At 41.0% G+C, this 25391-nt stretch carries 21 protein-coding genes and 1 riboswitch; of the genes, 11 read left to right on the top strand and 10 right to left on the bottom strand.

Annotated features, from left to right (window positions below):
- Positions 1–27 precede the first annotated feature (27 nt).
- Positions 28–678, top strand: coding sequence for a TetR/AcrR family transcriptional regulator (locus H5186_RS16855; RefSeq protein ID WP_149981376.1), 651 nt, complete (start codon positions 28–30; stop codon positions 676–678).
- Between the two features lie 104 nt (positions 679–782).
- Positions 783–2240, top strand: a complete 1458-nt coding sequence (thiI, locus tag H5186_RS16850; RefSeq protein ID WP_182794711.1) for a tRNA uracil 4-sulfurtransferase ThiI — start codon at positions 783–785, stop codon at positions 2238–2240.
- 29 nt (positions 2241–2269) lie between these two features.
- On the opposite strand, the gene H5186_RS16845 is transcribed toward thiI, so the two are convergent.
- A complete protein-coding gene (locus H5186_RS16845) occupies positions 2270–3172 on the bottom strand; it encodes a ketopantoate reductase family protein (RefSeq protein ID WP_182761522.1) in 903 nt (300 codons plus the stop codon).
- Positions 3165–3518, bottom strand: a complete 354-nt coding sequence (locus H5186_RS16840) for a VanZ family protein (protein WP_149981373.1) — start codon at positions 3516–3518, stop codon at positions 3165–3167. Before H5186_RS16840 ends, H5186_RS16845 begins: the two co-directional genes overlap by 8 nt.
- Before the next feature lie 161 nt (positions 3519–3679).
- Here H5186_RS16840 and H5186_RS16835 point away from each other — a divergent pair, with 161 nt between their 5' ends.
- Both H5186_RS16835 and H5186_RS16830 read left to right on the top strand, forming a co-directional pair.
- Positions 3680–4162: a YajQ family cyclic di-GMP-binding protein gene (locus H5186_RS16835; RefSeq protein WP_145235145.1), complete on the top strand. Its 483-nt coding sequence runs from the start codon at positions 3680–3682 to the stop codon at positions 4160–4162.
- Between the two features lie 173 nt (positions 4163–4335).
- A riboswitch (cobalamin riboswitch) is annotated at positions 4336–4514 on the top strand.
- Between the two features lie 33 nt (positions 4515–4547).
- Positions 4548–6392, top strand: coding sequence for a TonB-dependent receptor domain-containing protein (locus tag H5186_RS16830; RefSeq protein ID WP_182794710.1), 1845 nt, complete (start codon positions 4548–4550; stop codon positions 6390–6392).
- Between the two features lie 88 nt (positions 6393–6480).
- On the opposite strand, the gene msrA is transcribed toward H5186_RS16830, so the two are convergent.
- From msrA to H5186_RS16815, 3 genes are all read right to left on the bottom strand, one after another.
- A complete protein-coding gene (msrA, locus tag H5186_RS16825; RefSeq protein WP_182761524.1) occupies positions 6481–7017 on the bottom strand; it encodes a peptide-methionine (S)-S-oxide reductase MsrA in 537 nt (178 codons plus the stop codon).
- A gap of 149 nt (positions 7018–7166) precedes the next feature.
- Positions 7167–10265 (bottom strand): efflux RND transporter permease subunit, encoded by a 3099-nt coding sequence (locus tag H5186_RS16820; RefSeq protein ID WP_182794709.1) that lies wholly within the window; start codon positions 10263–10265, stop codon positions 7167–7169.
- A gap of 3 nt (positions 10266–10268) precedes the next feature.
- Complete coding sequence (locus H5186_RS16815; RefSeq protein WP_182794708.1) at positions 10269–11321, bottom strand: efflux RND transporter periplasmic adaptor subunit; 1053 nt, start codon at positions 11319–11321, stop codon at positions 10269–10271.
- A 246-nt stretch (positions 11322–11567) separates the two neighbouring features.
- On the opposite strand from H5186_RS16815, the gene H5186_RS16810 reads away from it, so the two are divergent.
- The 4 genes from H5186_RS16810 (at position 11568) to H5186_RS16795 (ending at position 14928) form a co-directional block, all read left to right on the top strand.
- On the top strand, positions 11568–12296 hold the full coding sequence (locus H5186_RS16810; protein WP_149981365.1) for a DUF2982 domain-containing protein: 729 nt from the start codon (positions 11568–11570) through the stop codon (positions 12294–12296).
- A gap of 16 nt (positions 12297–12312) precedes the next feature.
- Positions 12313–12645, top strand: a complete 333-nt coding sequence (locus H5186_RS16805) for a hypothetical protein (RefSeq protein WP_149981364.1) — start codon at positions 12313–12315, stop codon at positions 12643–12645.
- Positions 12646–12748: 103 nt separating this feature from the next.
- On the top strand, positions 12749–14422 hold the full coding sequence (locus H5186_RS16800; protein ID WP_149981363.1) for a DUF1566 domain-containing protein: 1674 nt from the start codon (positions 12749–12751) through the stop codon (positions 14420–14422).
- A complete protein-coding gene (locus H5186_RS16795; protein ID WP_182718369.1) occupies positions 14419–14928 on the top strand; it encodes a DUF1566 domain-containing protein in 510 nt (169 codons plus the stop codon). The genes H5186_RS16800 and H5186_RS16795 overlap by 4 nt, the downstream gene beginning before the upstream one ends.
- Before the next feature lie 9 nt (positions 14929–14937).
- Here H5186_RS16795 and H5186_RS16790 read toward each other — a convergent pair whose 3' ends face one another.
- On the bottom strand, positions 14938–16044 hold the full coding sequence (locus tag H5186_RS16790) for a tRNA nucleotidyltransferase (protein ID WP_182739884.1): 1107 nt from the start codon (positions 16042–16044) through the stop codon (positions 14938–14940).
- 128 nt (positions 16045–16172) lie between these two features.
- Between H5186_RS16790 and H5186_RS16785 the strand changes: the two genes are divergently transcribed.
- The gene (locus tag H5186_RS16785) at positions 16173–17090 is read left to right on the top strand and encodes an ExeA family protein (RefSeq protein ID WP_145235164.1); all 918 of its coding nucleotides are present in this window, start codon (positions 16173–16175) and stop codon (positions 17088–17090) included.
- Positions 17091–17103: 13 nt separating this feature from the next.
- Positions 17104–18129 carry a general secretion pathway protein GspB gene (locus H5186_RS16780; protein ID WP_182718367.1) on the top strand — a complete coding sequence of 342 codons (1026 nt, stop codon included), beginning with the start codon at positions 17104–17106 and terminating at the stop codon, positions 18127–18129.
- Positions 18130–18176: 47 nt separating this feature from the next.
- On the opposite strand, the gene H5186_RS16775 is transcribed toward H5186_RS16780, so the two are convergent.
- Both H5186_RS16775 and putA read right to left on the bottom strand, forming a co-directional pair.
- Positions 18177–19373, bottom strand: a complete 1197-nt coding sequence (locus H5186_RS16775) for an HD-GYP domain-containing protein (RefSeq protein ID WP_182739885.1) — start codon at positions 19371–19373, stop codon at positions 18177–18179.
- A gap of 108 nt (positions 19374–19481) precedes the next feature.
- On the bottom strand, positions 19482–23285 hold the full coding sequence (gene putA, locus H5186_RS16770; protein ID WP_182718365.1) for a bifunctional proline dehydrogenase/L-glutamate gamma-semialdehyde dehydrogenase PutA: 3804 nt from the start codon (positions 23283–23285) through the stop codon (positions 19482–19484).
- Positions 23286–23455: 170 nt separating this feature from the next.
- Here putA and H5186_RS16765 point away from each other — a divergent pair, with 170 nt between their 5' ends.
- Positions 23456–23938, top strand: a complete 483-nt coding sequence (locus tag H5186_RS16765; RefSeq protein WP_145235173.1) for a winged helix-turn-helix transcriptional regulator — start codon at positions 23456–23458, stop codon at positions 23936–23938.
- A gap of 215 nt (positions 23939–24153) precedes the next feature.
- Here the strand turns inward: H5186_RS16765 and H5186_RS16760 are convergent, their stop codons facing one another.
- Positions 24154–24666 (bottom strand): DUF2931 family protein, encoded by a 513-nt coding sequence (locus tag H5186_RS16760; protein WP_182794707.1) that lies wholly within the window; start codon positions 24664–24666, stop codon positions 24154–24156.
- A gap of 182 nt (positions 24667–24848) precedes the next feature.
- Positions 24849–25361, bottom strand: coding sequence for a DUF2931 family protein (locus H5186_RS16755; protein WP_182739887.1), 513 nt, complete (start codon positions 25359–25361; stop codon positions 24849–24851).
- Between the last annotated feature and the right edge of the window lie 30 nt (positions 25362–25391).

Below are 25391 nucleotides of genomic sequence, written 5' to 3'. Positions count from 1 at the left end.
TAATAAAAATAATCAGAGTAGCAGGATATGAGTACCAAGGATAAAATAATTACAACCAGCATAATGCTATTTAACCAACATGGCGAGCGTGCGGTCACAACCAACCATATCGCTTCACATATGGGCATCAGTCCCGGTAATCTTTATTATCACTTTAAAAATAAAGAAGACATTATTCGCCATATTTTTGCATTATATAGTAAGCATTTACACACTCAATTTGTGCCAATGGAAAAGCAGGATGAAGCACTAACACACTTAACTGGGTATCTTGATGCTTTGTTTGAGTTGATGTGGCGTTTTCATTTTTTCTATGACAATTTGGGTGACATTTTATCTCGCGACGAAGTACTGAAAAAAGATTATATTGAGTTTCAAGAGGCTTTGTTAAGTCAAGTGCGCGAAATTGTGATTGGCCTGCGTGAAGGTGGGATGATCGCAATTGATGATGAAGATACCGTTGAACTTGCTCATATGCTAAAAATCACCGTCAGTTTTTGGACTCCTTACATTAAAGCCAGACGGTTAAGCGGTGAGTTAATGCAGCAAGATATTTATAATGGTATTTTAAAAGTGTTAGCGCTTTTTAAAGCATTTGGTACCGAGCAAAGTATCCCAAAAATTAACTTGTTACGCGAAAAATACAGTAAATTAGCGGCACAAGCAGAGCCTGTTTAATTAAACGCAGCGGTTGTTTATTTCCTAGACGTTAGATTTTTTGTTATAATCGCGCGCCCAACACGTGGGTGCGTGAATCCTAAATATTGTCTAACGAGTAAACTATGCTTAAATTTATCGTCAAACTCCATCCTGAAATAGCCATTAAAAGCCGCTCTGTGCGTAAACGCTTTACTAAGTTGTTAGAAAACAACATTAAAATTGTGTTACGCAAGCTTGACGAAAAAGTACAAGTACAAAATAACTGGGACAATATATCCGTCGTAACTAAATCAGATGACGCACAAAAGCGCCTTGATTTTATCGATGGCTTACAACGGATCCCTGGTATTGTGCAGTTTATTGAAGTGACCGAAACTAACTACGAAAACCTGCACGATATTTACGAAAAAGCGTTAGATATGGTTGGCCACACCGTCGTGGGCAAAACATTCTGTGTACGTTGTAAGCGCCAAGGTAAGCATGATTTCACCTCTACCGATGTAGAGCGTTATGTGGGTGGTGGTTTAAATCAGCACGTCGATGGTGCCAGCGTAAGACTGAAAAATCCTGAAGTAACTATTCGTCTTGAAATTAAAGATGATAAAGCTTACGTCGTAACGCACACCCATCATGGTATGGCCGGTTTCCCATTACCAACGCAAGAAGATGTCTTGTCGTTAATGTCAGGTGGATTTGACTCGGGCGTTGCTAGTTATCAAATGATCCGCAAAGGCGCTCGTACGCACTTTTTGTTCTTCAATTTAGGCGGTGCGGCGCACGAGATTGGTGTTAAACAAGCCAGCTATTATATTTGGAAGCAGTTTAGCTCAACCCATAAAGTTAAATTTATCAGTGTTGACTTTGACCCCGTTGTTGCCGAAATTTTAGAAAATGTTGAAAACAGTCAAATGGGTGTAGTCCTCAAACGTATGATGATGCGTGCAGGCAGCCAAATAGCTGAAAAAATGGGGATTCAAGCGCTCGTTACCGGTGAGAGTCTAGGCCAAGTTTCAAGTCAAACATTAGCCAACTTAAGTGTGATTGACCGTGTTACCGAAACGCTTATATTACGCCCGCTGATCCAACACGACAAACAAGAAATTATAAACATCGCTCGTAAAATTGGCACCGCAGAAATGGCCGAAACTATGCCGGAATACTGTGGTGTGATTTCTAAAAAGCCTACAGTTAAAGCTAAAATTGCCGTAGTAGAAGCTGAAGAGCAAAAGTTTGATTTTGATGTGCTCAATACTGTTATTGAAAACGCACGTATTATGGATATTCGTGACATTGACGTTGAAGCTAAACAAGAGCTAAAAGAGGCCGAGTCAGTTTCTGATTTACCAGCTGATGCAGTTGTTGTTGATATTCGCTCGCCGGAAGAAGAAGATGCAGCACCGCTTGAAATTGATGGGATAGAAGTTGTGCATTTGCCATTTTTCCGCTTAGCGACCAAATTTGCAGACCTACCGCAAGACAAAGACTACTACTTATATTGCACTAAAGGTGTAATGAGTCAGCTACAGGCGCTTATTTTACATGAAAATGGCTTTGCTAATGTTAAAGTTTATCGCCCGTAAGGTTGATAGTTATTAATAACAAGCGCGAGTTAAATCGCGCTTTTTTTATGTCTGATAGCATCGAGTAAAGATTGATTGTGAGGGGTATTAATACCGAGTTGATTACCTTTTTGGCAAATATAACCGCACATCGCGTCAATTTCTGTGATGCGATTATGGGCGATATCTTGATGCATTGATGAGTAATTGTTTTTGGTATCACTCATCACTTGATAGGCGTTCGCTAATGCTTCAGCAAGTCGCACATTAATACCTAGTTTATTTGCTACGGTACACGCTTCGTTTAAGATATTTAAAATTATGCCACTAAACTGCGGTGCAGTCAGTGCGCCATTTTTCACATTGTGCAGCGCACTGAGTGGATTAATGGCAATATTAACGAGTAATTTTTCAAAGCGTAATTGTTGTATATTATTTGTGGTTGTTAATTCAGGAATAGCGTTTAGTAGATTTTTAACTTCAGCGAGTTGTGTTTTTGCTTGCTGGTTACAATCACCTAAAATGCTGCTCCCGATACCAGTATGCAACACACTAAAAGGTGTATCTTTGTAGCCCGCTAAACGTGTTGTTAAAAAATATAGTCCTTGTTGTTTTGTAAGTTCGCTATTTATTTCATCTACATTACCCATGCCATTGTGAGATAAAATCAATTGGCATTGAGCGCTTAAAAAAGGCTTTAGTTGCCTAAATGCGGTGGCAACTTGATATGCTTTAACAGTAAAAATAATAACATCGACTTGGCCGTGCTCGGATAATTGAGTCAGGTTTGTCAGTTGGCAATTAATTGTTTGTTTTGGCGCGTTTGCTTGTTGATAAAAACGAGGTTCGTCAATAGCATGCTTGGTAAGTAGGGTGACCCTGTGCTGTTGACTCAAATAATGGCTATAGAGCAGCCCAATGGCACCATCGCCAACGACGAATATATTAGCCATTTTGATTCTTTTTAAAACGAGAATAAATACCGAACAACAAAAAGAAACTAGCAGCCCCAGAAAAGTCAGCAACAACATCAGCAACAGAGGCGCTACGATAAGGGATTGTGCTTTGCATTAGCTCAATAGCAATGCCATAAAATGCTAATAACACGAGGTGAACGAATACAGGTAGCTTGAATGCTCTGACCATGACGGCTGCCAGAACAAAGAAAATAGTAAAATGTACTAACTTATCTAGGTGAGGCAGTGACGATACCCCAACGCCCCTAAAATCGCGGGCAAACAAAAAGGTAAATACCAGAATACTGATTAAAAATAGGGTTTGATAAACACGCCGAGTCACGAAAAATCCTAAATCGTTTAAAAATAGAGCCGTAGTATATCAAACAAATTTCGTATCGCAGCTGAACAAAGCATAGAAAAGTGTAAAGATTTATAAAATTTATATAGTATAATTATCGACAATATAAATTTGAATTAAAAATATCTTGCTAGGAGAGACTTATGCCTTCATTTGACATTGTTTCGGAAGTCGAAATGAACGAAGCAAAAAATGCTGTTGATAATGCCAACCGTGAGCTAGAAACTCGCTTTGATTTTAGAGGCGTTGATGCGTCAATAGAGCTTAATGATAAAACCATTAAACTAAAAGCAGAAGCTGATTCACAGGTTATGCAGTTGTTTGATATTTTAGCGAGCAAAATATCAAAACGCGGTATGGACGTATCAAGTTTAGAGCTGCAAGATATTTCACGTGCGGGAAAAAATGTTTACCGTAATGTTGCGCTAAAGCAAGGTATCGAAAAAGATATGGCTAAAAAAGTAGTTAAAGCCATTAAAGACTCTAAAGTGAAAGTACAAGCCGCGATCCAAGGCGAAGAAGTACGTGTAACGGGCAAAAAACGTGATGACCTACAAGAAGCCATGCAAGTAGTACGCAGTGCTGATTTAGGGCAACCATTTCAGTTTAAAAACTTTAGAGATTAGAAAGCTAGGAGCTAGGTTTCTAGGTGCTAGAAAAAGCCAAATTGCAGCAATGTAGTTTGGCTTTTTTAGTTTAGAACTTATGATTATTCCTAGAACCTAGAGTATTTAGATGTATAGCCGTCCATTGACTTTTGTGCTTAAAATAATCACAATAGCGGCCTATTTTCAAGGTGCTTGTGGTTACTTTTCAAGGTTGTTGATTAAGTACGGCAAGATAATCGGGAAGTTGGTGGCGTTTATAGGATATAAACGAAGTCCAACACTGCCCCCGCAACGGTGATACATACTTTTAGCTAAATTTATTAGCGAGTTATGTTAAGTCCGGAGACCGGCCTTGAAGCCAATTTACTATCACTTGTGCGGTGGGCGCGGGTCAGGGGATATCATGTTAAACAAATCTACTCTAGGCGTAGCAATTGCCGCTGCGTTGTCTTTTTCTGTGTCTGCAGAGCAATCAATTGAACGCCTGACGGTTACCGCTAATAAATTTGAGCAATCAATTACTGATGTACTTGCCAGTGTAACTGTTATTGAGCGCAGTGATATTGAAACAAGTAATGTCCGTGATTTACCGAGTTTACTAGCAACCCAAGTTGGTTTTCAAATAAATTCCAATGGTGGCTTTGGACAAAGTTCTGGCGTGTCACTTCGCGGTTCAAGCTCGCGACATACACTTATTTTGGTTGATGGCGTACGTACGGGCTCTGCAACCCTTGGTTATAAATCAATTAGTAATATTCCTCTTAATTCAATAGAGCGCATTGAAATTGTTAAAGGCTCTCGTGCTGCAGTTTATGGGTCTGATGCGCTCGCTGGTGTGATCAATATTATTACTCGTACAAAGGAATCCGTCAGCCTAGATGCAACATTTGGTACTGATGCTTATCAAAATTATCAAGTTGCAGGTACAACGGTAGTTGATGATGTTAAAGCGTCGTTTAATGCTGGGTTTGAAAAAACGGATGGCTTTGACGTATTGCAAGGCGTAGCGCCGGATGAAGATGGTTATGAGAACAAAAATTTAGGATTTAATATTCACTATGCAGATGAGCTGTTAGGTGAGCTTAAAGCGCTGGGTCAATACAGTGAAGGTAATGCACAATACGACAATGCTTTCTCGCCTATTGATAGTATCGTAGAAAATAATGAATTTGAAAATTATCAGCTAGGGCTGGGTTGGGATAAATCCTTTACCGATCATAAGCACTCAATTAATGTTGCTATTGCAACCGATGATTCTGACAACAAAGGCTATGATTACACTGGTGCGATTGTTACTAATAGTTATAAAACAAAACGTAAACAATTTGATTACCACGGCAGTTATAATGCAAGCCAAGTTTTAACCGTTAATGGCGGGCTTAATTGGTATAAAGATGAAATATATACCAATGGTAAGGCTTATCTAGCGGATAGCAAAGTAGCTAAAGCTGCATTTCTTGGGGGCTATTTTGATGACAATAAAGTCATTGCAAATTTAGCATTGCGTTTAGATGATGATGAGCAGTTTGGTAATGAAACAACTTACGCCGCAGCTGTTGGTTATCACTTAAATAAGCGTGCAACACTTAGATTGAGCCAAAGCACGGGCTTTAAAGCGCCAACATTTAATGATCTTTATTTTCCTGACCCTTTATCTCCAGGTAATCCAAATTTAGCACCAGAGACATCAACTAACCAAGAGTTAGGTTTGAGTTTAGACTTTTCTCAGGCAAAGCTTGATATATCAATATTCAGAAATAATATTGAAAACCTAATTGCATGGGCACCTAATGCAGCAGGTAAATGGCAGCCAGAAAATATAAATGAAGCACGCCATGAGGGTGTTGAGTTTAGCTTTGCCAATACAGTACTTGGTTTTGATAATCAGTTTAATTTTACTTATTTAAATGCTGAAAATACTGAAACGGGTGTAGCACAAACTTATGTTTCACCACGTACTGTGAACTGGTCTGTTGCGAAGCAGTGGGGCGATTTTGATGCCGGTTTTGATATGCAGTACCGTAGTGATCGTCAAGGTAAAGTAACAGAGCTTAGTTCTTATACGTTATGGAACTTAACTGCAAATTATCAATTTAACAGTGCGCTTTCATTTTCTGCTCGTGTTGAAAACTTATTTGATAAGCAATACAACGCGGTTGACTCAAGTATGGATTATGCAACTGGCGAAGTGTTTTACTACAATACAGTTGACCGTCGCTTCTTTGTTGGCGCAAGCTACCAGTTCTGATCTCGTTCTAGCTTAAATAAAAAAGCCCGACACCTTTGTTTGTCGGGCTTTTTTATATTTAGATGAAAATGCTTATTTAGCACTTTGCTTAGTTTACTAAAAACTGTTTATAGTCTTTTTCAAACTTTTTCAGCTTTGGTGCTATCAATAAACTGCAATAGCGTTGCTCAGGGTTTTCGTTGTAGTAGTCTTGGTGATACTGCTCTGCAGGGTAGTAAGTGGTTGCAGGGCTAACTTCAGTGACGATATCTTCGCGTATTTGGCTTTGTAATTTTGCAATATATTGATTAGTTTGCGCTTGCTGCTCGCTATCATGATAATAAATCACACTTCGATATTGGGTACCTATATCATTACCTTGGCGGTTTAGCTGAGTGGCATCATGCAGGGTAAAAAACATCGCCAGTAAGGTTTCGTAGCTTATCAGGCTACTGTCAAACTTAATCTGTACAACCTCTGCGTGGCCGGTGAGGCCAGTGCAAATTTGTTTATACGTAGGCTTAGTTGTTTTGCCGCCAGTATAGCCAGAGCTTACTTGTAAAACGCCTTTCACGCGCCTAAACGCGGCATCAATACACCAAAAGCAGCCACCACCAAATGTTGCTGTTTCATTTGTTATACTCATTAGTTGTTCCTTAAAGCTGTTAAATTACACGGATGATCTAGCGTATCAGAAGAACGAGCAAGGTGGTTTATTATTTCATTTAATTACAGCAGGGAAGTGTGTGGAAGTGAAAAGTAGCGTTGCTATGGGTTTGCAACGCTACGATGAGATTAAAGCTCTTTTAGCGGCCTTTCAGCTTCTTGTTGGTTGAGCTTTTGTTGTAAAAACTCAGGAGACTGAGTATTGCGAGCCAGCGCATAGTACGCCGCAGGAACAACAAATAGCGTAAGTATGGTTGCGACAATAACGCCAGTAAACACCACTACACCAATTACCATACGGCTCTCTGCACCAGGGCCTGAGGCTAGCACTAGTGGCACCGCACTCATTACCGTAGTCAAAGAGGTCATAATAATTGGTCGCAATCTTTGGGTTGCTGCTTGTAAAATAGCTTCACTAAACTCTACGCCTTTATCGCGCAATTGATTGGTAAATTCGACAATCAATATACCGTTCTTAGCACTAAGACCAATCAGCATTACAATGCCTATTTGGCTGTAAATGTTTATGGTTAGTCCTGCAACCCATAAACCAAACATTGCGCCCATCAAACCCAGTGGCACAGTGAGCATGATCACAAAGGGGTGCATAAAGCTTTCAAACTGAGCGGCTAAAACTAAGAAGGTAACAGTAAGCGCTAGAATGAAAACATACGTCATCGCTGAGGCACCTTCATAATATAATTGCGATTCACCTTTATAATCAATGGCGCCATCAATTTCGTTTTCTTCCATTGCCACTTTATTTAAAAAGTTAAGCGCTTCTTCAAGGGTATAACCATCGGCGAGGTTAGCGCTCAAAGTAATAGCACGCATTCGGTTGTAACGATTTAGCCTTGATGCAGTGGCTTCTTCTTTCAAGCTAATTAAGCTATCTAGAGGAACCAGTTCATCACTGCGTGATTTTAAGTAAATATTTGATATATCAGTAGGATCAGCAAAGTCAGCTTTGGTGCCTTTTAAGATCACATCGTATTCTTCACCACGGTCAATAAAGGTGGTAACACGGCGTTGGCCTAACATGGTTTCAAGGGTGCGGCCAACATCCGAAACTGAAATCCCTAAATCCGCCGCTTTGTTTTTATCGATACTGATCAAAAACTGCGGGAAGGTTTCTTTGTAGTCATGGTCAATACGCACCAGTCCTGGGTTTTTCTCTGCACGTTCAATGATCCGGTCTCGCCAATCAGCTAATTGTGCATAATCATTACCTTGCAGGACAAACTCAATGGGCCGTGATGAGCCACCGCCACCAATACCACGGCGCATAATAGCAAAAGCGCGCACATCGGTGACTTCAGTCATTTTTGCACTGATCTCATCCATTACTTCCCAAGTTGAACGTTTACGTTCATCCCAGTCAGCCATACCAACAATTGCTACACCACCGCTGCCACCCCAGCCAGGTACGCGTACCAGCACTCGACTTAGTTCGCCCGCTTCGGAATAAGGCATTAAACGTTCTTCAATTTTTGCCATGTTGGCGGCGTTATTTTCATAACTAGCCCCTTCAGGGCCACTCATCATGATAAAGAAAGTACCACGGTCTTCTTTTGGCGTAAGTTCTGAAGGAATTTGTTGGAACAGTAAATAACTAACAAAACCAGCCAGCAGTAAGGTGATCGTTAAACCACCTGAACGCGTCATATTTGAGCGTAAAGAGTTTTTATAACTTTGCTCAATCTTACTAAAGATACGGTCCATCCATTGGCTGAATTTACTCTCTTTTGAGGATGGTTTAAGTACTAATGAACACAACGCTGGCGAGAGTGTTAATGCGGTAATACTAGAGAAGAATACCGCAGCGCTGACGGCCATCGCAAACTCGGTAAATAATGCGCCGATATGGCCATCCATAAATACCAAAGGCACAAACACCGAGATCAGCACTAAGGTGGTGGCAATAATTGCAAAGCCAACCTCACGGGCGCCACGATAGGCGGCTAGTAGGGCCGGTTCGCCCAGTTCGATACGCCGGTGAATGTTTTCTAGCATTACAATCGCGTCATCAACAACCAAGCCAATTGCTAGCACCAGCGCCAGTAGTGTCAATAAGTTAATTGAATAACCCATCGCCAGTAAGAACATAAAGCTACCAACCAACGCAACTGGGACTGTTACCGCTGGGATCAAGGTAGCGCGAATGTTCCCTAAAAATAAGAAGATAATTAATACCACCAAAGCCATTGAAATAGCCAAGGTACTGTAAACCTCGTTAATCGATTCTTTAATAAATATTGACGAGTCATAGCTGTCTTGAATAGTGGTGCCTTCTGGCAGATTACGTTTGATTTTTTCAAGTTCAGCACGGGCATTATCGACCACGGTAAGTGTATTGGCCTTAGCTTGTTTAACAATACCAAGGCCAACCATGTTGCGGCCATTACCACGGAATAAGCTTTCATCGTCAGCGGCTTCTAAGTTTACATCAGCAACTTCACCAAGACGAACTAAGTAACCATCGTCACCACGTTTAATTACCAAGTTTTTAAAGTCTCGCTGCTCTTTATAACTACGCGCTGTTCGTACGGTAAAATCACGGTCGATAGATTCAATTTCACCAGCTGGTAGCTCAACATTTTCAGTTCGTAGGGTGTTTTCTATGTCACTACTGGTTATGCCACGAGCAGCCATTGCTTGGCGATTGAGCCAAATTTTCATGGCATATTTACGTTCACCACCAACACGCACATTGGAAACACCATCTACCACAGCTAAACGGTCGACAATAAAGCGCTGTGCATAATCAGACAGTTGCAATGAATCCATCGTGTCGCTATTGAGTAAAAACCAAGCAATAGGGCTTTCATCACTGTTAGATTTAGATACTTCTGGCGGGCGTACTTGCTCAGGGAGGCTATCTAGTGCGCGCGCTACACGTTCGCGGACATCGTTTGATGCGGCATCAATATCACGGCTGATATTAAATTCAATGGTAATATTTGAGCGACCATTTCTACTTGATGAATTAATGCTTTTAATACCTTCGATACCGGAAATACGGTTTTCCAGTACTTGGGTTATTTTTGTTTCTATGATCTCGGCTGAGGCACCCGTATATTCAGTGCTTACACTGACTATTGGTGATTCAATATCAGGATATTCGCGCAGCGGTAACATCGAAAAAGCCACTAAACCAAAGGTTAGTAACAGTAGGTTAATTACAATTGCAAAAACGGGGCGTTTGACACTGGTATCAGTAATTTTCACAGTTTACCCCTTCACTGTAACTTTGCTGCCTGAGCGAATTTTAATAATTCCTTCAGTAACAATTTGCTGCCCATTACTAATACCTTCATCAATGGCAACCCAGCCATTGTGACGACCTGCAACGTGAACCTCTACTTTGGTGGCTATTCCGTCTTCAATTTGAAAAACATAATGTTTATCTTGTTGTGGGATCACCGCTTTTTCTGGCACCATCATCGCTTGATTTGAGCTCAGTTGTAATGCTGTATTGAGCAACATGCCTGGGCGTAATAAACCACTTTTATTCGCGAAGCTGGCTGTGACTTCAACACTGCGGGTGATTGAATCAATTCGTGCACTAACGTGTGTTACTTTACCGGTAAAGGTTTTTTCAGGGTAAGCATCATTTTGGGTCATTACTTTCATGCCAACGTTTAATTGCGCAAGGTATTTTTCTGGGACTTTGAAATCGACTTTAATTATGCTTATGTCATCTAAACTTGTAATAATTGTGCTGTTATTTACATAAGCACCTACGGAGATTTGACGCTTACCTAAAATGCCTGAAAAAGGCGCGAAAATAGTCATTTCAGCCAATTTAGTTTTAGCATTTTCAAACTGCGCTTCGGTTGCATCAACGCGAGAAAGTTGCTCTTCGAGCAATGACTTTGCGGTTGCTTGAGAGCGAGAAAGCTCAGTTAAGCGTTCAAGTTGACGTTTTTCTTCACGTAAGTTAATTGCCAGTTCTTTAACGGTGAGTTCTTCTTGCTGCGATTGCAATTGTACGAGCTTTTGACCTTTATTGACTAAATCACCGTCTTTAAAATAAATGTCAGTTACGTAATCATTTTGTGCGCTTTTTATATAAATTGCTTGATTAGCGCGGGCACTGCCGATAGCCTCAATGAGGACTGCATTTTCTTCACTTGCTACAGTGTGAGCGGTTACTTGGGTAGCACTTGCTGTGAAGTCGGATTGCTCACCTTGGCTACTTGGTAAATAAAGATAAACACATAGCCCCAGAAGTAGAGTAATAATAAATGGAAATAGCGCTTTGCCAGATTGCTTTGCATACATTGTTAAAAATACCGGAAATTTAATTGCCTCTAGTGTACAAAATTACAGCGTGAATTGGCGGCCGCGTATCTCATAAATCTGTCGGTTAGGCGTAAAAGTTAAGTTATTTTTTTGTTTGTTCCTGTTTTGTGTTTGTATATGAGAGAGTTATGAAGTTAACGAGCAAATGTCCGCGTTGTATGAAAATACGAAAATTGATTATTTGGACTATAATTATGTACGTTTTTTATATTATTTTTTATCGTTATGGTTAAACGCAAAAATACTGTTTTAAAATTGCGTGCGCAAGGTGCGCGCAATGGTATCGAAATTCTCACTGTCGGTGCGGTGGGGCTGATATTTATAATGCTGTTTAATTTACTGCGGCCCGACGAAATTAGCATTTTCGAAACTTTTTTAGTGAGTTTATGTTTGGCTGCTATTTTTGTTGGTTTTTTAAAAACTCAAGAGCCATATTACAGTTTAGTTATTACAGAACAAGAACTTACTTATCAACATAAATATGGCTATTGGAGTCTGAAGCAAGAAAATCTAAATCGCAGTGGTATTCCTAAAGTAGAACAAGAACTTGAACCGCTTGAGTTAAATGCTGTAGGTATTAAACTTAATGACACTGATGAATTTTTATTACAATTAGCACCAAGAATTGCTGGTAAATTATTGATCGAACAACGGCATTTATTTATGCAAGTAATTCAAAAACATTGCAAAAATGGCAATTGCCCATCAGAATGGTTAGTTGAAGATAATCATTACACTTCTGTGAATGGTCGCAGTTTTAATGGCTTGATAGCCATGTTTGCTAATAGGATGCGACATCTACGGCAATTAACAGGATATGATTTACTGTTACCCGCAAGTGTATTAGATAGAAGTATTTGGGATTTTAGCCATAGCTTAAATGCATGGCGGAATAACCCAGTCGTATTTATAGAATCTCAATTAGAGAGACAGACGCCTGAAAATAGGCGTTAGTTAGTAGGATGAAGCGATGAGTCAAGATAGATCTTTTATTAAAAGTGGCAGAAATACCATAATCCATAAAGATAAAAAACTCGATTTAGTGATCGTGAATTCTGAAATACACCCAAAAATCAAGGTAACTCAACATGGTTTAGAGCCATTTAAGGAAGAGTTGCCAAAAAATCGTCGTGAAGCTAAAGAGCGCTATTTAGAAATGGTTTACATAGGTAGTGCTGACGTATTTGGAGAAGAGAAGCGCTTACTGTTCATTCAGGCGTTAGATGGTCGTGAGTATAAGGTCGATTATAGTAAAATAGGCACAAAGTTATTTGTCCGTATTCACCAAGATAGCTATTTATAACATCCTCTTTTTGTATCTGGCATTGTTGTTGCTTAATTTATTGATTGGCGTGGCTATTAATATAAAAGCTACGTAATTTCAGTTTTAAATGAGGAATCAGTGCATGAAATCCCCTTTAATGGTTTTACCGTTGTTTGCTGTATTGACAGCATGCGGTGGTGGCGGAGGCGGCAACGATAATCCCGTAGTCGCAGCATCCGTATTTGCTGGCGATGATCAGCGCATTATTGAAAAAAGTGAATTTACTATTGAGGCCAAAGGGTCGCCTGCTGATGGTACCTTTACCTGGCAGCGAGTAAGTGGACCAATTATTGCCGGCTTTCCCCTCACTGGTGCACTACAAACCATTACTGCCCCTGATATTAAAGCAAACAGCGAGCTATTACTGCGTGTTAGTTATCAAACCACCGATGGCCAATTAGTTAGTGATGACTTACTGATCGAAATTGAGTCAAATAATCAGCTTCCTCAAGTCATTGTCACTCAAACTGCACCCGAAACATTGCCTTCAGATTATAAAGATATAATTACCTTAAGTGGCGCCAGTTCAGTTGATCCGGATGAAAATGGCCAAATTAATAGCTATAACTGGCAACAAATTACAGGGCCAACGCTCGCTGTAGATAGTAATAGCAATGCAACAATTAGTTTCACTCATCCGTTACTTGATACCAACACGCAGATCACTTGGCTGTTAACGGTTGTCGATGATGAGGGGGGCGAGTCGAGCTCGCAGTATTCTCATACCTTAAACAAAACCAGTGAAGTCATTATTGCTAATGCTGGTATTGATCAAAGTGTTATTGAGCTGGAAAAAGTGACCTTAGATGCTACAGATTCCGAAACAGTAACAGACACCTTTAAATGCTACTGGCAGCAAACAGCTGGCACAGCGGTGCTTGATAACCAGCAGCAATGTATTACTTCTTTCACAGCACCGGCAACCGAAGCGGTCAACACCCATACTTTTGAAGTAACCGTGACTGATAGTAAAGGTCGCACTGATAAAGATAGTGTTGATATTGTGGTTAATTCTAAACCGCTTGGTCTTATCAATGATACTGGGATGAGCAAATGCTACAACAACACCCAAGAAATAGCCTGTACAAGTCCTGATTTTCCGCGTCAAGATGCTTCTGTTGGCCGCGATAGTGGGGTTGGCTCGCATATCGAGAAAGTGGGTAAAGGTGAGCAGGCTTTTGATTTTACAAAACTTAACCAGTTTGCCGATGAATTATTAGATAGCGCCGCTAATTTTAGTTGTATTCGCGATAACGTTACGGGTTTGATTTGGGAAGTAAAAAGCCCTAATACAGGCACTTTACCAAATACGGCGTTGCGTGAAGGACAAAATCATTATACTTGGTATTTAACTAGTGAAGATGGTGTGCAAACGGGGAGTAGCCTTGGCACGCCAAACAGCACTTGCCCAAGTAATAATAATTGTAACTTACAAGTGTATGTTAATGAAGTAAATGCTCTTGATTACTGTGGCGGTACTAACTGGCGAGTACCTAGCTACACAGAGCTATTAACGCTACTTAATTATGGCAAGCATGGACAATCAATATTGCTCGATGAGAATTACTTTCCTAATACGCCTAATAGTAACTTATTAGCGGATGGACTAATTTATTGGACCTCACAAACTGCGGTAGATGGGACTAGCTTATCACAAGCGTATATTTTTGATATGAGCGACGGCAATGATTTGGCATATCCTAAAAGTGATACCGCGTTTGTGCGCTTAGTCAGAACCGCAGGAGCAACACAATGAAATCATTATTAATTGGCTTATTGTTAGCAAGCCCTGCAGCAATGGCTGTGCAGACCTGTTATGAAGGTGTAACACAAACAACGGCTACAGCGCGTTTTACAATGCACACCGATGGTACGGTGAGTGATAATATCACCGGACTTATGTGGCAAACCTGTAGTTATGGACAAAGCTATGACCTAACAACCAATAGCTGTTTAAACAGCATTGTGAAAGTTAATTGGCAAGAAGCATTAAGAGCTGCGGTAAACGACCGCACAGGTGCTTATAAAGATTGGCAAGTACCTAATAATAAAGAGCTTGCCAGTATTTTAGAACATAGCTGTGTAACCCCTAGTATTAATGAGACCGTGTTTTTGGGCAATTTAAGTGAGAACTATTGGACTAGTACATCAGGTATTGGCGATAAAACTTCAGCTTGGGTATACACCTTTGACAGAGGTCTTAACAGTTTGCACGATAAAGAGTCGTTCGTTTATTTACGCTTAGTGCGCTATGAAAAGTAACATCGCCGTTTAAAAATACTGCTGAAATACCTCTAACCGCGCTTGTTCTAGCGCGGTTTTTATTGCTGCGCCCTTAATGCCTTGCGTAATAAATTGCTGCGGGTTAATTGCTTTAGCTGCTTTGGTTGCTGTTAATAATAATTTTTGATTAGCCAGTGATGCTGCTTGGTTAATCTCAACGGCTTTTAGAACTGCCTCGAACCGTTCAGGGCGGCGCCATAAATCGAGTTGATTGCAGCAACTGAGTAGTTGCTCTGCGGTGATTGTTTGGCTAGTTAAGGTTGCTTGGTGGGTATTAAGTTGTAATGCTAAGTCGCGTACGTCATTTGGTAAACGAATAGTTTGACTGAGAATTTTAATCTCTTCTTGCGTCAATGATGCAGTGGCTTGTACAAACAATAATGCCTGATCGGTTATATTTTGGCTTTGTGCGTAAGCGTAACGGTTTTTTAGTTGTTGATATAACTCATCGCTCCAGTTACCTGCTAAGGCAGGGCTGATTGCACTAAGCGCGCCTAACTGCGCTAAAATATTCAAGAACTCAGCAAATGCGCCATCCGTTAATGATTTTTCACATTCTAGCCAAATGCGTTCTGCGGTGAGTGTTTGTAACTCTCCTTGGTTGATCATCTGTGTTAGCAATTGCTGGGTTTCTTCGGCAATCGTAAAACCAAGATAATGATAACGAGCTGCAAAACGGGCAACGCGTAATATGCGTAGTGGATCCTCGCTAAATGCGTCAGATACATGGCGCAAAATGCGGTTGTCTAAATCTTGCTTGCCGCCATAAGGGTCAATTAAGTTGCCATCTTGTGCTTTTGCAATAGCGTTAACGGTTAAATCGCGGCGGCGTAAGTCGTCTTCTAAGGTAACATCTGCTGAAAACTCGCAGACAAAGCCCGTGTAACCTTGGCCTTGTTTTCGCTCGGTACGAGCTAGTGCGTATTCTTCTTTAGTTTTTGGGTGTAAAAAAACGGGAAAGTCTTTACCAACTTGTTGATAGCCTTGTTTGATCAGTTGCTCAGGAGTTGCACCGACCACCACATAATCGCGTTCTTTGATGATTCGCCCTAATAGCTCATCACGAACTGCTCCACCGACCAAATAAACTTGCATAATTTCCCCTGAATATTAACTGTGCAAACTATTTTACGTTATTTAACTAATAAAACGCTAACAAGGTTTTCACTTACGCTGTTTTTTTGCCATTATAGGCCGTGATTTAATCAGTAAGGAAATTTAGGGTGTATTTAAGCTATTTTGGCTTGTCAGAGAAACCGTTTTCAATCGCGCCAAATCCACAGTACTTATTTTTAAGCGAACGCCATAAAGAAGCGTTGGCGCATTTAACTTATGGCTTAGGTGAAGCCGGTGGGTTTGTATTGTTAACCGGTGAGGTGGGAACAGGGAAAACGACCTTAACCCGCAGTTTGCAAGAGCAGTTACCTGAAAACACACAAGTGGCGTTGATCCATAATCCAGCACTGTCACAATTGGAACTGTTAGCGAGTATTTGCGATGAATTTCATATTGTTTATGACGAGCAAAATGCGACGTTAAAAACCTTAACAGATGCAATTAAAAAGCATCTTGAAGCGAATCATCAAGCAGGTGGCCACACTATTTTGATTATTGATGAAGCTCAGCTTTTAGCCCCTGACGTGCTAGAACAGCTTCGTTTATTAACTAACATAGAAACAAACCATAAAAAATTACTACAAATAGTATTGGTTGGTCAGCCAGAATTACAGGCTTTATTAAAGCGTAATGAGTTGCGTCAGTTAGCACAGCGGATCACTGCTCGTTATCATTTACTACCGTTAACTGAAGGACAAACTTTTGCTTACGTTAAGCATCGTTTGTATGTTGCAGGTTGTGATCGGGGACTATTCTCAAATGATGCGTTAAAAACGATTCACTTAGTTACTGCAGGTATTCCGCGTTTAGTAAACTTATTATGTGAACGCTGTTTAATGGGCGCTTTTTCTAAGCAGCTAACGATGATTGATAGTGATATAGTAATGCGCTCAGCACAAGAAGCGTTACCGCCGAGTGCATTAAGTTCCGTTAGTATAGAGCAGCAGTCGTCGTTTAATTGGCTCTATCCGTTGGCATTTTTAACTGTGCTCAGTCTGGGTATTGGTTTGTCGTTTATTCTTTAATTAATGGTCATATATGTCGTATTTATTAGATGCCTTAAAACAATCAGAACAACATGATGAAGCGTCAGCACATGACAGAAACGCTGAGCAATTAAAACAGCAGCAAGAACTGCAGCGCTATCGTTTTATTGCGATTTCGCTTGGCTTGTTGGTTGCTTTTTTACTGACCTTAATGGCAGGGTTTTCAATTGGTAAATGGTTACAAAAAAATCATTTTAATACCCCTGAACAAGTGGTAACGACTGTTCAGGATCAATCAGTGGAGCCTGCTGATGACAAAACACCTGTACCTGCCACAGTGAAGCCTGAGCAATCGATACCGGTGCAAACAAATCCAGTACAAACTAGCCCAGCCCAAGTTGCCAGCACGCAGCCGATGTCTCAGCCGCAATTTGTTCAACCTCAGCAATACCAACAAGCAGCAGGGCAATATCAGTGGGTGCAAGTGCCAGTAAATACTGCACCAGCTTATCCGCAAGGTCAGCCAATGCTGGTGCAAACACCTAATGGTTATCAGCAAGTATATGCAGCGCCTCAGCAGCAATATAATCCTAATGCAGTGCAAATGCAGCCAATGATTAACAATAGCGCTAGCAATATCGATATGAGTAAATACAAAGTATTGGGGAAGCCTATTGGCGAACCGACTAGTGAGAAATCAAAGCCGGAGGCAACTGTCAGCGATGAAGAACTTGAAACTGTGCCAACGGCGCTTAAAAACGCCTTTGCTCGCGCTATCGAAGATACTCAAAGCACCCAATCTCATCAAGTAACGCAAGGCACTAAAAATTCATCTTATGCTGAGCCGATTGAGTTACTACCTGATGCTTTGTTGGCATTGATGCCAGAAATTAAATACCAAGCGCATATTTACTCATCATCACCTGATAAACGTTGGGTAAAGCTCAATAATCGGGAGTTATATGAGGGAGATAGCATTGGGGACTTAAGAGTATTAGAGATCACTCCAGAGCAAACGGTGCTGAGTTTTGATGATTATGAATTTAGCTTAAAAGCGCTGCAAGATTGGCCCGAGTGACGATTATATAGCTACTTCGCGCAGGCCTATTTTGTTTTCGGTGATCATTACGGCAAAATTGAATTTTTGAAAAATCTAATTAAATCAATGTTGAAATCCGCTGGTTTAATGGCGGATTCTAACGAATCTTGATTTCGGTTATGCGCCAGATCTATATCTTGAACTTGCGTATAGTGAGCGTGTTTTGCATTGTAAAAAGTTTTCACTTGAGGTTTAAGAGGGCTGCTAGGGTTGCTTTTGGTCACTAGGCCGACTTTTTGACTCGACAGTTTAACTAACGTGCCAACTGGATGAACGCCAATACACTGAATAAATTTAGTCAGTAACTCGCCATCAAAGCTATCTGGACAACCATCTTTGAGTATTTTAAAGGCCTTGATTGGCTCCATGCCGGCCTTATAAACACGCTCAGCGGTAAGTGCATCATAGACATCAACAATCGATGCCATACGCACGTACTGGCTTATTTCATCAGCTCGCTTGCCAAACGGGTAACCCGTGCCATCTAGTCGCTCATGATGAAAGCCTGCAATATCGACGGCAATGCCTTTAAGGCCCGCTTTTTCTAAAATTTCTTTACTAAAACGCGCATGATCCTGAATCACTTTATATTCTTGATCGGTTAACTTACCCGGCTTATTAAGAATGTCATCCGGTATCTGAATTTTACCAATATCATGTAACAGCGCACCGGTGGCAAGTTCTTCAATAAGCGCTCGTTCAAAACCTAAGTGTTTGGCAAAAATACTGATTAAGATCGAGACGTTGATCGAGTGTTCTAGTAGGTAGGCGTCTTTTTCACGCATACGGGTGATGCATGCTAGCGCATCTTGATTACGAAATACCGAATCAATAAAGCCGCTAGCTAATTCCTTAAAGGGGGTAATATCTATAGTGTTACCGGCTTTTATATCGGTAAATGCTTTGCTTTGCAGTTGTTTTGCTTCGCTGTAGAGCTTAAATGCTTTGTCCATCTCTTGCTCAACACTATGTGTTGTAGACCAAGGATCACGTTGTTTAGGCGGTTCAACCTTTATATCGTTTGTTGTGGCAGTAGGAGTGAGTTCAACGATGGTTTTATCAGGATCAATTTCAACTTCTAAGATACCGGCTTTTATAAGTTGCTGTACGCCAGCTTGCGTTTTTACCCAACCTTGGTTTTTGATTTTAATTTTACCCGTTTGTTTAGTTACGCTATGTACAAACATACCTGGTATAAGCTGATCGATTGGGATAATTTTCAATGTGTTTACTTCATAATAAATAACATACTACAAAGTTAGCAAAATTCTTACTGGATAAGTAGTAAAAAGGGCGCTAATTAGCGCCCTTTGTTAATATCTACTTAAACTCTACTCGTCATCTTCAACTAAAGTCATTAGTGATGTATTACCGCCTGAAGCAGTTGTATCAATACTAATGGTCTTTTCTGTTAATAAGCGCTTGATTAGCGTGTCGTAGTACTCAGCACTGATCACTGGCAAGATAGCTCCTTTACGTTGCGCTAGCTGTTGACTGAAGTAGCCTAAGCGTGATGAGCGCGATGCAACAACAGCACCTGCTAAATGAGGGTGCGCCAAAATAGCTTGTAACTGATTCGGTTTAGCTACTTGGAATACCCCTTCAGCAATACCTGTTGAGATAAACTTATCTTTAAAGGCCACCGCTTCGTCATAAAATAACTCCGACGCTACGGTGATCACGGTATTACCTGCAGCAAGTGCGGTGATGATCGAAATAGCCCAGAAGTTAAACGAGGTACTCTTATCGGCATAACATACAACACAGCCACGCGCTTCAAGGTGAAGGGTGTTTGATTCACCTGTTGGCCCCGGCAAAGTAGTAAACTTACGCATGTGCTTTTCAAGGCGATTAAGTTGGGCACGAGCATCGGCAAGTGTTAATGCTAAATCGTCGGCTAACTCGTCAATAATATCGACTGTGGCAACTTTAGCTAATAACTGACGTACCGCTGAAACACGATCGTTCAGTGGGGTTGCGCGCCAAATTTTTTCATCACGCATTGAGTTTGCCATTAACTTCTCGACTTGCTCAGCAGCACCTGAATAGTGGTGAGTGTCAAGCTCGTCTGGTGTTAAGTTAGTCATTTGCACGTTTTCAGGTGATGCTTTTTCTTTAACTAAACGAGTTAAGTAGTTAGGACCACCTGCTTTAGGTCCGGTGCCAGATAAACCACGACCACCAAACGGTTGTACGCCAACAATCGCGCCAATCATATTACGGTTAACGTAGACGTTCCCGGCACGCGACATTTTTGCTAAGTATTCACAACGCTCTTCGATGCGTGAATGGATACCCATGGTTAAACCAAACCCAGTGTTATTTATTTGGTCAATCACGTTATCAAGTTCTGTGCCTTTAAAGCGAATGATATGTACACATGGGCCAAATACTTCACGTTTCAGTACAGATAGATCTTTGATTTCATATAAACGTGGCGCAAAGAAATACGCTCCGTTTTCGCTATTATCTGGAATATCACACTCATAATGCAGTGTTGCGTTGCCTTTTAAGTACTCAACGTGTTCGTTTAAGTTCTTCAAGGCTTTTTCATCAATTACAGGGCCGATATCGGTTGATAGTAATGATGGATCGCCAATGTGTAGCTCTTTTAACGCGCCTTTGATCATTTCAATTACGCTATCTGCGATATCTTCTTGAATGAACAATACACGCAGTGCAGAACAACGTTGACCAGCACTTTGGAAACCAGAGCTAATCACATCGTCAACGACTTGCTCAGGCAATGCTGTTGAATCTACGATCATACAGTTCTGACCGCCGGTTTCGGCAATCAACGGTACTTGAATATCATTACGTGCAGCAAGTGTTTGTGAAATGATGGTACCGGTCTCAGTTGAGCCTGTGAACATAACCGCTTGAATGCGCTCATCAGGAACAATAGTTTTACCTACTTCACTACCGCGCGCAATAACAGGCTGTACCACATGCTCTGGTAAACCAACAGATAACATAAGCTCAATAGTGCGCAGCGCAATATAGCTAGTTTGTTCAGCTGGTTTAGCAATAACAGTGTTACCAGTTACGATTGCTGCAGCAACTTGACCTAAGAAGATTGCTAATGGGAAGTTCCATGGACTGATACATAAAATCACACCACGGGCTTCAAAGCGCTCATCTTCACTTAGCTCTTCGGCGCGAGCTGCGTAGTAACGACAAAAATCAACCGCTTCACGTACTTCGTCAATACCATCTTGTGCTACTTTGCCGGCTTCTTTGATACAGATAGCCACAAGCTCGTCGTGATGACGTTCTAGAATATCAGCAATACGGCGTAATAGGTTTGCGCGCTCTTTAACTGGCGTTTGTGACCACGATTCAAAGGCGGTTTCTGCATTGCTTAGTAGAGTGAGCATATCATCGCTATTTTGTAGCTTGATATGACCGATGATCTCTTGATGATTGGCTGGGTTTTTAACTGCAATTGAACCTTCAGGAATATCGCTTTCACTAATACGGTGCTCTGCAAACCAGTTATCAAGATTTTCCTTGAATGGCGTGATCACATTGATATCGGTTAAATCCATACCTTTTGAGTTAGCACGTTCAGCGCCGTATAAATCAATCGGCATCTTAATTTGCGTGTTGTACTTGTTACGCAAACCTTGCAGTGTTTCTACCGGATCCGGTAATAACGATTCAACAGGTTTCGTGGTATCTACAATGGCGTTAACAAACGATGAGTTAGCACCGTTTTCAAGTAAACGACGCACTAGATAAGCCAATAAATCTTCGTGCTGACCTACAGGGGCATAAACACGACACTGAATTTTTTCTTCAGTTACGATTTGGTCGAATAATGATTCACCCATACCGTGCAGGCGTTGGAATTCAAAACCTTGGTTATCACCTTTAGCAACTTCTAAAATTGTTGCCGCAGTGTAGGCATTGTGGGTTGCAAACTGTGGATAAAGTACATCACGCGCTTCTAGCATTTTGATAGCACATGCTTTGTAAGATACGTCGGTGGTTGCCTTACGAGTAAATACTGGGAAGTGCTCTAAACCATCTTGTTGTGTGGTTTTGATTTCGGTATCCCAGTAGGCACCTTTAACTAAACGCACCATCATTTTACGACCAACACGGCTGGCAAGCTCAGTTAACCATTCAATCACAAAAATTGCGCGTTTTTGATACGCTTGCACAGCTAAACCAAAACCATGCCAACCAGCTAGGTCATCATCACTAAATACTGCTTCGATTACATCAAGTGAAATATCAAGACGATCCGCTTCTTCAGCATCAACAGTAAAGCCAATATCGTAGCTTTTAGCTGCCATGGCCAGCTCTTTAAGCTTAGGCACAATTTCGTTCATGACACGTTCTTTATGAGTAAACTCATAGCGAGGATGAATCGCAGACAGCTTCACTGAAATACCAGGGCTCTTAATTGGGCCACGGCCATTTGCCGCTTTACCGATAGCATGAATCGCATTCATATAGCTATTGAAATAACGCTGTGCATCTTTCATGGTGCGAGCGCCTTCGCCAAGCATATCGTATGAATATACATAGCCTTTTTGCTCTTTTTCTGCAGCGCGTTCGATGGCTTCGTTAATTGTACGACCCATAACAAACTGCTTACCCATGATCTTCATGGCAAAGTTTACTGACTTACGAATAACCGGCTCGCCTAAACGACCAATGGTTTTTTTCAGTACACCAAACTGCTGTTCTTTGGTTTTATCAGTGTAGTTAACCATTTTACCGGTCACTAATAGACCCCAAGATGACGCATTAACGAATAGTGAGTCGCTGCTGCCTAAGTGAGAGCTCCAGTCGCCTTTGGCTAACTTATCGCGAATTAGCGTGTCTTGAGTGGCTTTATCTGGCACGCGAAGTAATGCTTCAGCTAAGCACATCAATACCACGCCTTCTTCACTAGAGAGAGAGAACTCATTAAGTAGCGCATCAACACCGCTTTGACCATCTTGATCGCGACGAATAGTGTGAACTATCTGGCGAGCACGTTCCCAAGCACGGCTGCGGGCTTTTACGCCAACTTCAGCAAGCGGTAAAATATGATCAATTACAGCATTTTCGTCAATGCGATAAAAGTCACGGATTTTTTGTCTGATTGGACACGTTGTTGTCAAATCGCCGTCAAATAACATAAGCAACCCTCTGGTGTATGGAGTCTTGCAGCTAAAAAATTTCGCTGCCCGATTTTTATGTACGTAATGCGTGCATTCTAATTAAAATCCAGCAGAATATGCTGGTTAAATTTAGCGTTTTACGATAATTTACAGGGCATACCTTAAACTTATCCGCATAAAATTCTGTTATGACAAGTCCGAATAGATTACGCATGCTCGATCGTATCGATTTAGCAATTTTAGACGTTCTGCAAAAAAACGGCAGAATATCTAATGTTAACCTCGCAAAGCAGGTTAACTTAAGTCCCAGCCCGTGTCTTGATCGAGTAAAACGGCTTGAACAAGAAGGTTACATCGAAGGTTACTTTGCCAAGTTGAGCGAAGCCAAACTTAATCAAAGCTTAGTCGCGCATGTGCAAGTGTCGTTAGTGACGTCAAATACTGCGGTATTTAAAGTGTTCCGTGAACATATTTTAAAAATAAAGCAAGTGGTTGAGTGCGACATGGTTGCTGGTGGCTATGATTACCTATTAAAGATTCGGGTTTCGGATATGGATGAATACCGTCAAGTGCTTGGTGATTTAGTCGATATACCGGGTGTTGGTACGCACCACACTTATATGGTGATCGAAAAAATTAAACAAGACACAGGGCTCAGACTCGATACTTAAATTTAAAAGTTATTTATATATCCGATTATCTTAAAATGGGAGTGGTGTTGAAATTAAAATCGATTCAGAAAAGGCATTGTTGCAAAGTAATGCCTGATATTAAGCACCTATGATGCTTATAATCTTTTTATAAAGCTTGTCTCGCATCACTTTGTGGGCCAAAGCTACGGGCCGCCTCTACTCATAATTTAGAGAATGTTAGGGCTGTGGCTCTGCTACTTATTCTCACGCCACTGGGCTTGCCCTGAGCCAAGCTCGTGTAATACGCGACCTGTAAACCCAGCGGATGGTGTATTTGAAACCCAAACCTTTATCTCACCTGATTCACCCATACCGACTATTAAATATGGTTTTACATCTTTAAAAACCTTACCTGTATGCGCTGTGTATGAAGGTAAATTTTTAGCTAACCTATAACCATTTTTATCTATTGCCACTTCACCAAAGTAAATTCTATTTTCTGACTTATCTAACCATTCAACCGCGACTTTTTCTGGGAATTTTTGATCGTAAACACTTACCGTCGCTCTAGTTTCACCATAGCAGCACCCAATTGCCCCTGACGGTATTCCCCATTCATCATCAAATACCACAGAGCGCCCCCAAATTGCATTGCCATTTTCGGTGCCGACACCTGCGACCATGTAATCAATTTTACCTGTTGACGAACATCCTACAGCGAATAATATTAAAGCGAGTGTGATAAGTAATTTTATGAGTTTGTCCATAGTCTATATCCATTTATTAATTGTGATTGCCATTGTGTGCTGAGCTCTGCTTGCGCAGGCTGATTATAACAAAGCGCGAGCTGTGGTTTTTAGTGGTGAATTCAGCGTCTTCTTCTGGGTCATGAGCTACGGGCTGCCTCTGCGAATACTTTATAGAACATAAGCTTAGGGTAGTGGCTTTACTACTTATTCTCACGCCATTGGGCTTGTCCTGAACCAAGCTCGTGTAATACGCGACCTGTAAACCCCGCTGATGGTGTATTTGAAATCCAAACCTTTATCTCACCTGATTCACCCATACCGACTATTAAATATGGTTTTACATCTTTAAAAACCTTACCTGTATGCGCTGTGTATGAAGGTAAATTTTTAGCTAACCTATAACCATTTTTATCTATTGCCACTTCACCAAAGTAAATTCTATTTTCTGACTTATCTAACCATTCAACGGCTACTTTTTCTGGGAATTTTTTATCGTAAACACTTACCGTACCACCAGCTTGTGCGTAACAGCATTCTATTGCACCGGAAGGGATCCCCCACTCATCATCAAATACTATTGAGCGGCCCCAAATTGCATTGCCATTTTTGGTGCCGACACCTGCAACCATGTAATCAATTGTTCCTGTTGACGAGCAACCTATTACAAATAATGTTAAAGCAAGTGTGATGAGTGATTTTATGAGCTTGTCCATAATCTATATCCATTTATTAATTGTGATTGC

It is taken from the genome of Pseudoalteromonas sp. SG41-2 (genome assembly GCF_014164535.1).
Taxonomy (GTDB): domain Bacteria; phylum Pseudomonadota; class Gammaproteobacteria; order Enterobacterales; family Alteromonadaceae; genus Pseudoalteromonas; species Pseudoalteromonas rhizosphaerae.
This window is presented reverse-complemented; position numbering and strand designations above follow the sequence as displayed.